The organism is Chryseobacterium geocarposphaerae, from assembly GCF_002797535.1.
In the GTDB taxonomy this organism is placed as follows: domain Bacteria; phylum Bacteroidota; class Bacteroidia; order Flavobacteriales; family Weeksellaceae; genus Chryseobacterium; species Chryseobacterium geocarposphaerae.
The window spans coordinates 53132-65305 of record NZ_PGFD01000001.1; the positions used below are offsets into that span (position 1 = coordinate 53132).

The window sequence follows — 12174 nt, forward strand, 5'->3', positions numbered from 1 at the left end:
CAGATTGCAAATATAATTTAAATTAAAAATTTTTACGTTATCATGAAAAGAAATATACATAAAAATTTGCTTGGTATGTTAAAATCAAAAGGAGTTTTAGCAATAGCAGGCGGATTATTACTCGTGTCCTGTGGTGCTCAGATGGGTGGCTACAGCGAGACAGATGGGGTTTACTATGATCCTAATAAAGATACACTACCAGAAGGAGTGATTATAAATGATGGCGGAAACAGAGTAGGTGAATACTACGACTACAATGAAGGTTCCAATATCATCCAAAATGCAGAAGCAAATTCCAAAGAAGGAAAATATGATTCTTGGAATGATTATAACTGGAATACCAATAACAATGCAACAGATTCTGATTGGGGAAACTTTGCAGGTTCTCAAACTAATTACTACGATAATTCCTGGGGATGGGGATATCCTTGGGGATGGGGTGGTTGGTATAGCCCATATTGGGGTATGAATGGCGGCTGGGGCTGGAATTTTGGCCTTTCGTGGGGTTGGGGAAGCTCTTGGGGCTGGAACGGATGGAACTCTTGGGGATACCCGTATTGGGGAGGTTACTATAATCCTTACTGGGGAGGTTATTACGGAAGTCCATATTGGGGCTGGAACGGCGGATACTGGGGTAATTACTACGCAGTACCGTATAAAAGAAGAGGAGCAGACGGAAGATTATATAACAGCTACAATGGTGGATTCGGTAATAAAAATGGTGTAAATTCCGGAGGTTTCAGAAACAATGTTAATTCCAATAACAGCGGCTTTAGAAACTCAAATACAGGCGGTTTCAGAGGGTATAACAACGGTAATAACGGAGGTTTCAGAAACGGAAATAGCAACAATGGAGGTTTCAGAAATCAGGGAGGATTCCGTAATCAGAATTCACAGCCAAGACCAAACTATAACAACTATCCTCAACAGTCTCAGCCAAGAATGAATGACGGAGGCTTCAGAAATAACAGCGGAAGTTTCAATAACTCTGGTGGAGGCGGCTTCAGATCTGGCGGATCTTCAGGCGGTGGTTTCAGATCCGGCGGTGGAGGCGGCGGCTTCAGAGGAGGTAGATAATAAATTAATAACTATTTAAAAAATAATGTTAAAAAAATCTTTAATAGTAATGAGTATTTCTGCAGCATTTTTTGCGCAGGCTCAGGATATTTCGATCTTAAGGAACTCTATCGATGTATATTCCAATACTACGATGTTTGGTTCTTCAAAATTTAACGCAATGGCAGGCTCTAACGGAGCTTTAGGAGGGGATGCAAGTTCTTTGCTTACAAACCCTGCAGGTCTTGGGGTGGCTATTTCGGGAGATGTTTCTGCGACACTTTCTATCAGCAATAACAAAAACAGGAGCTCATTGGCAGGTTCTTCAATAGATTATAATATCAATAAGGTAGATATCGGAAATGTAGGTGGTGTAGCAGCGTTTCAGCTTATGACAGAAAGTGGCTGGAAATTTGTAAACGTTGGGGTTAATTTCTCTAATCAATCTATTGAAAATTATGTTGAAACTCCGGGAAATTCAAATATTGTAATCAAAAAAGATCTTGTTGATTCCAATAACAATCCTGTCGTAGGGAATCTGACTTATTTGGGACATGCCTATAACAGATACGGGACAAAGTCTAAAATGAATATCGGGGTAGGTGCAAACTATGAAAATTATTTATACTTTGGTGCCGGTCTTAATTTCCATTATGCAGATGTTGAGCAATGGGATACTGCAGCTTTTGGTCTGGATCTGGATAATTCAGTTTCCAATTATAATAAACAGTATACGCCTTATACTGAGAAATCAAATGGTTTTTCAGCTTCATTCGGGGTAATTGGAAAAGTAAGTAAGGAATTGAGGTTGGGAGCTACCATTGAAACGCCTACATGGTGGAGAATGGACAGAGTGTATACAGAATACGCTCTTGATAATCAGGGATACATGGGATCTGGAGCCTACAGTGAAACAGTAAACTTCAGAAGCCCTATGAAAGCAACCGTGAGTGGTGCTTATGTTCCGAGTAAAAACCTTTCTTTTAACGTAGATTATACATTAGGAATTACAAAGCCTAAGTATAAGGAGGAAATAGATGCAGATAAAGAGCTTAATAATTTCTTTACCGATAACTACAAAAATCTTTCAGAAGTAAGAGTGGGAGCGGAATACAGAATTAAGTCTTTTAGATTAAGAGGAGGTTATTCTTATGCTTCAAGTCCTTTCGATTCAGGTACAGTGAGTGCTTATTCTAATGCAGGTGTGGCAGGTAATACAAGTTACAATAACTGGACATTAGGTGAAAGAAATACTTTCGGAGCTGGTTTAGGATATGACTTTGGTGCTTTTTATATTGATGCTTCTTACCAAAATGTAAGTTCAAAATATAACAACCCATTCCTATATGGTAAAGTAATCCCGGGAAGTTCTTACTATTCTACAGGATATAGTTCTTCAGATTTTGATGTAGCGAATGAAAGCTATGCAGTATCTGAAGTGAAAAATACTTTTAACAACTTCTTTATTACATTAGGATGGAAATTCTAATTTCCAGATTGTGTAATGAGTGATTAAATTGATGCTCCGGATTTTAATCCGGAGCTTTTTTATTGGTAAAAAAATTTGAAAAATATAAAAGAGGCTTCACTGAAAGCCTCTCTTGTATATTTTAAAATAGATTATTTATTTAATGATGATGCCCTACATGGGAATGATCATGGAAAAGATGCATGACCAAAGCCAATGAAACTCCAAAAATTACCAATCCGATTTTTGTCCAGTCAATATTATGGTTCTTATTGCTTTCAAAGATAATTACAGAAGAAATATGTAAGAAAATTCCACCTACAATAGCTAAGAAATAAGGCTGTAGATCAGGATTGAAATAGTTACCCAGCAACATTCCCATTGGAGAAGCTAATGCAAATAAAGCCACAATTAAAATTGACGGATAAGAAGTTGTAGATTTACCTTCCTTTCTGTTAAACAGGAATGCTCCCAAAATAAAAGAAATAGGCAGATTGTGAAAAACAATTCCTAAAAGATAAGGAGATAATTCATGTTCTTCATTGGCTAAAGGAATTCCTTCGATAAAAGCATGAATGAATAACCCAATCATTAAAGCAACCGGCAGAATATTATGGTCGTTATGATGATGAAAGTGTCCATGTTCAAAACCCTTGGTTAAGGCCTCCAGGATCATCTGCAGCAAAACTCCGGCAATGACAAAAATTCCCAGGCTGCTTCCTGTTTCAGCAGTATAAACCTGCGGAAAAACTTCATTTAAGCAGATCGTGATTAAAAATCCGGCGCTTAAAATCAGTAAATTTTTGGCCAGTTTTTCTTTTTTACCAAAATACTTTCCCAGTAAAACTCCGGCAATGACGCTTAATATCAGTAAAGTAACAGTCATATTAATTTAAAAGTGGTGAGAAACAAAATAAAACAATAACCAGATTCACACTTATAATGATGAGGTGTAATTTATAGTTCGTTTTATTTTTAAATATTATTTTTCTAAAAAAAATTAAAGGTATTCCAATAATTACCAATAAACTGGAAATAACAAATGGCAGAGGAGGAGTGTGACTGTCAAAATACCCGAATTGAATTCCGGAATAAATTGAAGACAGGGTTGCTAATAAAAAAATAATATTAGTATTCATCCTCAAACCAATTTCAGTTTATTTTTTCTTAAACAAATTGATGCAACGGGGCGACTTTTCGGCATTAAATTCTGACAGCTGATAATCTCCCCAGATTTTTATTCTTCCAAAACCACATTCAGTGGCATAAGAATTTATAGTTTCTAATGTATGGAGTTTTACTTTTTCAAAAAAATGAAACGGCTTACCCTCTGTTTCAAAACGGATATCTTTAATGATGTGTCTTCCTTCAATTTTTTTGGTAATATTGAAATCAATTCCTTCTCTGTGCACTACCATTTCAGGAACTAAAGTTTCTCTTACAAATTCCTCACTCAGATAATCAAGTACGAAAAAACCTCCAGGTTTTAAAGCATCATATACCGATTGAAAAACACTTTTGTCATCTTTCTCATTGTCAAAATAACCAAAGCTGGTAAAGAGATTAAAAACAGCATCTACCGGTTTTGAATCAATGGCATTGCGCATGTCATGAACTTTAAAATGCAAAGTTTCATTTTCAAACTGTTTGTTATGCTCTATACTTTGCTTAGAAAGATCCAAACCAAGGACTTCATAGCCTAATTTATTGAGAAAAACAGAGTGTCTTCCTTTTCCGCAGGCAAGATCAATGATAGTGCTTGAGGTTGGGAGCTGAAGCTCTTGTGTAAGTTTTGTGATAAAATTTTCAGCTTCAGTATAGTCTCTGTTACTATAAAGCAAATGATAATAAGGGGTATCAAACCAAGATTCAAACCATTCCATCCTGCAAAAATAGTGTTTTTGATTGATGGTACATACCTGTTGGTTGATGGTTTTTATAATATGCAGTGATTTCTATCAACTATAAACTGACAACCAACCACTAAAAATCGCTATTTTTGCAAAATGGATATAGATAATCTACAGATACAGATAAAAACATTTTTTGGTTTAGAACAAATTTTAGCGGAAGAGATTAAAAAGCTGGGCGGAAGAAAGGTCGAAGTTAAAAACAGAGCGGTAAACTGCGAAGGAGATTTGGGCTTTTTATACAAGATCAATTATTCTGCAAGAACAGCGTTAAAGATTTTAGTTCCGATTCATGAATTCAAAGCATTTAACCAGCATCAGTTTTATGACAGGCTTTTTAAATTCAACTGGGAAGAATTTATGGATGTGGATCAGTCTTTTGCGATTGATGCAACGGTAAATTCCGAAACCTTTAAGCATTCTCAGTTTGTAACCCTGAAAATGAAAGATGCCATCGTAGATTATTTTCAGGAAAAATTCAAAAGACGCCCGAACGTTGAGACAAAGCATCCTGATATTAAATTCCATCTTCACATCGACCGAGAATTAATTACCATTTCTTTAGATTCCTCAGGTGATCCTTTATTTAAAAGAGGATATAGAAGAGAGCAAGGAGAAGCTCCTATTAATGAAGTTTTAGCGAGTGGAATGCTTCAATTGGCAGGTTGGGACGGAAAAGGAAATTTTCTTGATCCTATGTGCGGTTCGGGGACTTTGTTGATTGAAGCGGCAATGATCGCTATGGATCTTCCGGCACAGATTTTCAGAAAAAGATTTGCTTTCCAGAACTGGAAAAACTATGATGCTGATCTGTTTACAAAAATTAAAGAATTCAGAATCAACAGGGTGAAAGAATTTACCGGAAAGATTGTTGGTTACGACATCGATGCAAGAATGCTGAATGCTGCAAGGATGAATATTGAGGCTGCCGAAATGGAAGATGTGATTGAAGTGAGAAAACAGAACTTCTTTGATTCCAAAAAAGATCTTTTCCCATTGCTGATGGTTTTCAATCCACCTTATGATGAGAGAATTTCAATTAATGACGATGATTTTTATAAGAAAATAGGAGATACTTTCAAGACGCATTATCCGAATACATTGGCATGGCTAATTTCTTCCGATCTGGAAGCGGTTAAGAAAATCGGTCTTCGTCCGTCAAGAAAAATCAAGCTTTTCAACGGGAAACTGGAAACCAGATTTTTACAGTATGAAATGTATGAGGGAACGAAGAAGGTGCATAAGATAGCAGAATGATTTGGGATCTTTTAGATATAATATTTAGATTATTTGATCTGTTTCCGAATAGTAAAAAAGAAGAAGATGTAATCGAGCATTTCAAAAAAATGCGATGATCTATTTAACTTCTCAGATTTGAATTTTATTATTACATTGTTATATATTAAATTATTACGTTGAATACCATTTCCATTGTTGTCGCCATATTTAACCGAAAAGATGAACTTTTCGAACTTCTCAATTCGCTTACTTTTCAAACCGATAAAGTTTTTGAAATCATTATTGTAGATGATGGTTCGCTCATAGATCTAAGGCCTACGATTGAGAACTTTAATGGAATTTTAGATATTAAATATTTCAGAAAAGATAACTCCGGACCTGGTTTGAGTAGGAATTATGGAGCGAGAAGAGCAGCCAATGACTGGTTGGTTTTTGTGGACAGTGATGTAATTGTAGAAAAAGACTATATCGAAAATATCAAAAAAGATATTATTGAGATCCCGTGTGATGCTTTTGGTGGAGCAGATAAGGCACATAAAGGTTTTAATCTGATGCAGAAAGCAATTTCTTATTCCATGACATCGGTTTTTACAACAGGAGGAATAAGAGGAAACAAAAAAGCGGTGTCAAAGTTTCAGCCCAGAAGTTTTAATATGGGAGTAAAGAAAGAAGTCTTTGAGAAAGTCGGAGGTTTTTCTGAAATGAGAATCGGGGAAGATCCGGATCTTTCGATGACGCTTTGGGAAAACGGTTTTACGACGGCTTTTTTTGATGATATTGCGGTATATCATAAACGACGGGTAGATTTTGGTAAGTTTTCTAAGCAAGTCTATCAGTTTGGTTGTGCACGACCAATTTTGAATCAGAGGCATCCTAATTATGTGAAAATCTCATTCGCATTTCCTTCTTTATTCTTGTTAGGATATGTCTTAGGATTTGTTGAATATTTCGTATTGGGAAGAGGTTTTATCCTTGCCTTATTCGGATTGTATACTTTTATGGTATTGCTACATGCGCTTATTGTTACTAAAAATGTCGCGATTGCTGCAATGGCTGTAGTTTCTACTTATATCCAAATGTTTTCCTACGGTTATGGTTTTTTGAAATCGTGGATCTTATTAAATGTTTTAAAAATGAAACCGGAAGAAGCATTCCCGAAGCATTTTCATAAAAATTAAGTTGTGATTTGTCATTCTGACGAAGGAACAATCTCCATATAAAAAGATTCTTCATTTCACTTCGTTACATTCAGAATGACAGTGTAATACTACATTTTAAAAAAAAATAAAAGCTGTTGAATTTCAACAGCTTTTATACAATAATTAGAATATGGATGTAGTTTCATGGTTGAGAACACCTGTTTTAGTCATACATTCTCTCATTTTCTTATATGTTCTTTCAATATCGTGATCCAGCCCGATGGAGAATCTGATTAATCCGTCGGAAATTCCCATTTCAGCACGTTCTTCTTCTGGGATTTCCGATGAAGTCGAGCTTCCGGAGCACGAGAATAATGTTTTGTAGAATCCTAAACTCACCGCTAAATAACCCAGGTTTTCCCGCTGCATCATTTCCATTAGTTCGTTAGCTTTTTCAGTTGTTCCTGCATCTAAAGTTAATAAACCTCCGAATCCATATTCCTCATGCATCATACTTTTCATAAGCTCATGGTTCTTGTGGGATTTTAAACCGGGATATACCACTCTTAATCCGTCCTTTTCGAACTTTTCGGCAAGATACATCGCATTGTGGCTGTGCTGCTTCATTCTGATATGAAGCGTTCTCAGGTTTTTTAAGATACTTGCAGAACGGAAACTGTCCATAGTTGGTCCCAACAACATACAAGCTCCTGTGTTTACATTTTTAGTATCATTAATAAATTCCTGACTTCCACAGTAAACACCACCTACCGTATCGCTGCTTCCGTTGATGAATTTCGTTAAAGAATGAATCACAATATCTGCTCCCAAAGAAGTAGGGGAGATTGATAAAGGTGAAAAAGTATTGTCAACAATCAGTTTCAGATTATGTTTTTTACAGATTTCAGAAAGTCTTCTAAGATCTGCCACTTCTAAAAGCGGATTGCTTACACTTTCGCAATAGATAACTTTGGTATTGGGAGTTATTGAGTCTTCTATTGATTCAAAGTTATTGATATCTACAAAAGTTGTGTTGATATTATAAGGAGGAAGGAAATTCTTCAGAAAAGCATAGGTTCCGCCATAGATGGTTCTGCTTGAAATAATATGGTCTCCGCTTTTACAGATCTGCATTAAAACAGAAGTAATTGCTCCCATTCCGGATGCTGTTACATTAGCGGTTTCTGTATTTTCCATTTTAGCCAAAGCTTGTGAAAGATACAGATTCATAGGGGAGGAGTGTCTTGAATACAGATAGCATCCGTCTGCATTTCCTTCAAAAGTATCAAACATTGTTTTTGCTGAAAGGAAAGTATACGTAGAGCTATCTGAAATAGAAGGGTTTACTCCTCCGAATTCTCCAAAATATTGTAAATCCTGGATTTCATTAGCTGCATTAAAGTGATCCATAGTTTTGATAATTTTTAATACGGGTAAAAATGTAAATAACTGATGTTTTTTACAATGGTATTTTATTTTTTTAGAATATAAAACTATAGAATTGAAAAAAAATAGTAATATTGTTTAAGTTATGTGCTGAATATAAAGTTAAACCAAAAATATAACTATGGATTTTGATGATTTTGATAAAAAATTGCTGATTTATCTGCAGGAAGATGCCAAGCAAACCACTAAAGAGCTGTCTTATAAGCTGGGATTATCTGTTACGGCTGTGTATGAGCGTATAAAAAAACTTGAAAAGCTTGGAGTGATTTCAAAATATGTAGCCTTGTTGAGTAGGGATAAAATTAATAGAAATTTTACCGTGCTGTGTCATGTAAAACTGGTTCAGCATAAGAAAGAGTATGTGATTGAGTTTGAAAAAGAAGTAGTGAATTTGCCGGAGATCACAGAGTGTTTTCATGTGAGCGGCGATTATGATTATATTTTGAAGATCAATGTAAAAGATATGCAGGATTACAGAAATTTTATGCTTTCCAAATTGACTACCATTAAGCATATCGCGAGTACTCACAGCTCTTTTATGATCTCTGAGGTGAAAAATACAACTTCGATTATCTTGTAAATTAAAGGCAATTATTTTTAAACCAAAACTCCGTTTTTAGAAGAAATAAGATCGGGAAGTTCTGTTTCTCCGGTCATCTGTAACAGGTCAATTTCAATAGTTCGGCAAATAGAAAGCATAGGAACATCAAACATTAATCCAGCAAACGGATTTTCTGAATAATCTCCTACCAATTCCATAATAATATAAATCCAGCCTATAATGATGCAGAATGGGATAGAAGTCCAGATTCCCCAATCGCCAAGTTTTGCAAATTCGTTGACTAAACCTAATGGCAGCAACATGATAAAAAGTACGTTAAACACGAAAGCTGTACTCGCAAACTGCCTTGGAGAAGGAAATTTTTTAATTCTTTCCGCTTGCCCCTGAAAGTTGTAAAATTCATTGAGGCAAGCCTGTAGCTGCGTCTGGTTGAAGTCTGAAATGGCTTTTATATTTTTTAAATCATTGACATCCTTTGCCTGCTGAGAAATCAGGTATGTTGCAAAATTTTTATAATGAGACTGCTGTTCCACTTCTTCCTCAGAAAGATATTTATTTAAGAAAATCGGAGTTCTGCCATAATCGGGAAATCCGGCTTTAATGAGTCTGTTTCGTTTGTGGTTGATATGGTGAGAGTGTTCTTTCTCTGCTTTAATATGCTCCCATTCTGTCGGCACAAGAAGCTGTTCTCTGAATGTATACAGCCATGCAATATGACGGTAAATAATTTTTTTTCTTCGGTCTTCCAAATCAAAAAGCCCTACTTCTTCATTTTCAGTATTAAATGCATAGACCATGGATGCGAGAGAACGGCTGGAATTTACAATTCCGCCCCATATTTTTCGAGCTTCCCAAAGTCTGTCGTATGCCTGATTGTTTTTAAAGCCAACCAAAAAAGCTTCTGCAGTACCAATTAAAGCAACAGGAACCCAGGGTATGATCATCCATTCCCAATGAAATATATGAAATAAAACAGCAATCAAAGTGCACCAGATTGAAATCCAGATCAGATGAATTCCGGATAGGTTAAGGACTTGTCTGTAATTGACATATTTCGTAGTAATCATACGCTTATTTTAGAAAAGGATTATTAAAAATAATAAAAGTGCACAAAAAAACCTCTAAAAATTTTTTAGAGGTTTAATTTATTTTTTATCTGAATTAATATTTTAGCATTTCTTCGATTTTCGCACTTAGCTTTTCAGCATTGGGAAGCATCGCTTTTTCCAGTACCAAATTGATAGGAACTGCCGGTGTATCCAAAGCTCCCATCGTTTCTACCGGGGCGTCAAGATATTTGAAGCAGTTTTTAGAAATTCTATGTGCAAATGCTTCTGCAAATGAGTTGTTTAATTGTTCTTCTGTTAAAACGATACATTTTCCGTGAGCTTTTACTCTTTCGAAAACTAATTCTTCATCTAAAGGAATTAAAGTTCTCAGGTCAATCACTTCAATTCTTCCGTTAAAATTTTTCGCAGCTTCTTTAGCCCAGTAAACTCCCATTCCGTAGGTAACCACCAATAAAGTCCTGCCTTTTTCAGTTTCATTTTTATCAGCTTCAATGATTACTTTTCCTTTTCCGAAAGGTAAGATGTAGTCTTCTGCCGGTTCAATGGTTTTGGCATCTTCAGTTCCCGGAACTTTACTCCAATAAAGACCTTTATGCTCCAGCATTACTACCGGATTCGGATCATAATAAGCTGCTTTTAATAAACCTTTAAAATCTGCAGCGTTACTTGGATAAGCTATTTTGATTCCTTTAATGTTGGCTAAAATACTCTCAACGCTTCCACTGTGGTAAGGACCACCACCTCCGTAGGCTCCAATTGGAACACGGATGATATTGCTTACAGGGAATTTACCCTGACTTAAATAACTTGATTTTGAAATTTCCGTAATCAGCTGATTGATCCCAGGATAAATATAATCTGCAAACTGTACTTCAACAATAGGTTTTAAACCCACTGCACTCATACCCGTTGTAGAACCAATAATGTAAGCCTCTTGAATGGCTGTATTGAATACCCTTTTGCTTCCGAATTTCTTTCCTAAAGTTACTGTTTCACGAAAAACTCCACCGATTCTCTCTCCAACATCCTGTCCGTATAATAAAGCTTCCGGATGTTTCCACATCAATTCCTGAATCGCGTGAATCGCAGCATCAACCATCACAATTTTTTCTCCGCCTGCAGGTTCACGGGTTCCTACTTCTTCGGTAATCGGAGTTGGAGCAAACACATGCTGCATTACCGTTTCGGGTTTGGGATCTTCTGCATTTTTAGCTCTTTCGAAGGCTTCTTCTGCTTCTAAACGGGCTTTTTTGGTGATCTGCTTTAATAATTCTTCATCAACACCGGATTCTAGCAATTGATTTCTTAGGATTTCTCCCGGATCTTTTGCTCTGTGTTTTGTCAAATCTTCTTCATCCCTATAGAATTCTCTTCTCACTCCGGAAGTGTGGTGACCGATCAAAACTGTTTTTGCACAGACAACCAATGGTTTTCTTTCTGTTCTTACAAAATCAACAGCTTTTTTCATGGCTTCAAAGCTTTCTATGAAGTCAGTTCCGTCTACTCTCATCCTGCTTAAACCGGTAAATCCTGCTACAAAATCGTAAGCATCACAAGTTCTGGCTTCTTCTTTCGTTACGGAAATTCCCCATTCATTATCCTGAACAAGGAAGATAATTGGCAGTTGATGTAATGCAGAAAACTGAAGTGCTTCACTCACTTCTCCTTCCGTTACAGAATTGTCTCCAAGACTGCAAACCACAACCGGATTGTTTTCGAATTGCTGTAAGTTAAAATCCTGAATATATTTTATCCCCTGAGCAACTCCTGCAGTTGGAATGGTCTGCATCCCTGTTGCTGAGCTTTGGTGAATGATTTTAGGTTTATTTTCATCTCTGCTCGAAGGGTGAGAGTAATAAGATCTTCCTCCGGAAAAAGGGTCATCAGCTTTTGCCAATAATTGCAGCATCAATTGATAAGGCTCGAAACCAATTCCCAAAAGAATACTTTCGTCTCTGTAATAAGGAGAAACCCAGTCTTCTTTTTTTAATTGATATGCTGTAGCTAATTGAATTGCTTCGTGACCTCTTGATGTACTATGAACATATTTGCAAATATTTCTGTTTTCTTCATAGATATCTGCCATTGCCTTCGCAAGCATCATATGGTTGTATGCTTTTAACAAGATATCCTGAGAAACTTTTCCGTGAATTGTATTTTCCATAGGAAACAAAGATAAACAAAAAAACAAAATACTAACAATTGTTAGTGTTTTTGGGTAATTGAATGATTTTCACTGAGTTTTGAATAGAATTTTATTTGAAAGTCCAAATGATGGCTTCCC

Annotated in this window: 10 protein-coding genes; 5 read left to right on the plus strand and 5 right to left on the minus strand. The window is 36.1% G+C overall.

The genetic code is table 11. The features are described from left to right. Window positions 1–75: 75 nt before the first annotated feature. Window positions 76–1077 (plus strand): prolyl-tRNA synthetase, encoded by a 1002-nt coding sequence (locus tag CLV73_RS00240; RefSeq protein ID WP_228424131.1) that lies wholly within the window; start codon window positions 76–78, stop codon window positions 1075–1077. A gap of 25 nt (window positions 1078–1102) precedes the next feature. Further along, on the plus strand, window positions 1103–2545 hold the full coding sequence (locus CLV73_RS00245; RefSeq protein WP_185116748.1) for an OmpP1/FadL family transporter: 1443 nt from the start codon (window positions 1103–1105) through the stop codon (window positions 2543–2545). A gap of 139 nt (window positions 2546–2684) precedes the next feature. On the opposite strand, the gene CLV73_RS00250 is transcribed toward CLV73_RS00245, so the two are convergent. After that, window positions 2685–3410, minus strand: a complete 726-nt coding sequence (locus CLV73_RS00250) for a ZIP family metal transporter (RefSeq protein WP_100374903.1) — start codon at window positions 3408–3410, stop codon at window positions 2685–2687. A 271-nt stretch (window positions 3411–3681) separates the two neighbouring features. After that, a complete protein-coding gene (locus tag CLV73_RS00260) occupies window positions 3682–4407 on the minus strand; it encodes a class I SAM-dependent DNA methyltransferase (protein ID WP_100374905.1) in 726 nt (241 codons plus the stop codon). Window positions 4408–4530: 123 nt separating this feature from the next. Between CLV73_RS00260 and CLV73_RS00265 the strand changes: the two genes are divergently transcribed. After that, a complete protein-coding gene (locus CLV73_RS00265) occupies window positions 4531–5691 on the plus strand; it encodes a THUMP domain-containing class I SAM-dependent RNA methyltransferase (protein ID WP_100374906.1) in 1161 nt (386 codons plus the stop codon). 158 nt (window positions 5692–5849) lie between these two features. Further along, on the plus strand, window positions 5850–6851 hold the full coding sequence (locus tag CLV73_RS00270; RefSeq protein ID WP_100374907.1) for a glycosyltransferase: 1002 nt from the start codon (window positions 5850–5852) through the stop codon (window positions 6849–6851). 144 nt (window positions 6852–6995) lie between these two features. Here the strand turns inward: CLV73_RS00270 and CLV73_RS00275 are convergent, their stop codons facing one another. Beyond that, window positions 6996–8222, minus strand: coding sequence for an aminotransferase class I/II-fold pyridoxal phosphate-dependent enzyme (locus CLV73_RS00275; RefSeq protein WP_100374908.1), 1227 nt, complete (start codon window positions 8220–8222; stop codon window positions 6996–6998). A 157-nt stretch (window positions 8223–8379) separates the two neighbouring features. Between CLV73_RS00275 and CLV73_RS00280 the strand changes: the two genes are divergently transcribed. Beyond that, complete coding sequence (locus tag CLV73_RS00280) at window positions 8380–8838, plus strand: Lrp/AsnC family transcriptional regulator (protein ID WP_100374909.1); 459 nt, start codon at window positions 8380–8382, stop codon at window positions 8836–8838. A 17-nt stretch (window positions 8839–8855) separates the two neighbouring features. Here CLV73_RS00280 and CLV73_RS00285 read toward each other — a convergent pair whose 3' ends face one another. Beyond that, window positions 8856–9887 (minus strand): bestrophin family protein, encoded by a 1032-nt coding sequence (locus CLV73_RS00285; RefSeq protein ID WP_100374910.1) that lies wholly within the window; start codon window positions 9885–9887, stop codon window positions 8856–8858. Window positions 9888–9981: 94 nt separating this feature from the next. Then, the gene (locus CLV73_RS00290; RefSeq protein WP_100374911.1) at window positions 9982–12054 is read right to left on the minus strand and encodes an alpha-ketoacid dehydrogenase subunit alpha/beta; all 2073 of its coding nucleotides are present in this window, start codon (window positions 12052–12054) and stop codon (window positions 9982–9984) included. Window positions 12055–12174: the final 120 nt, after the last annotated feature.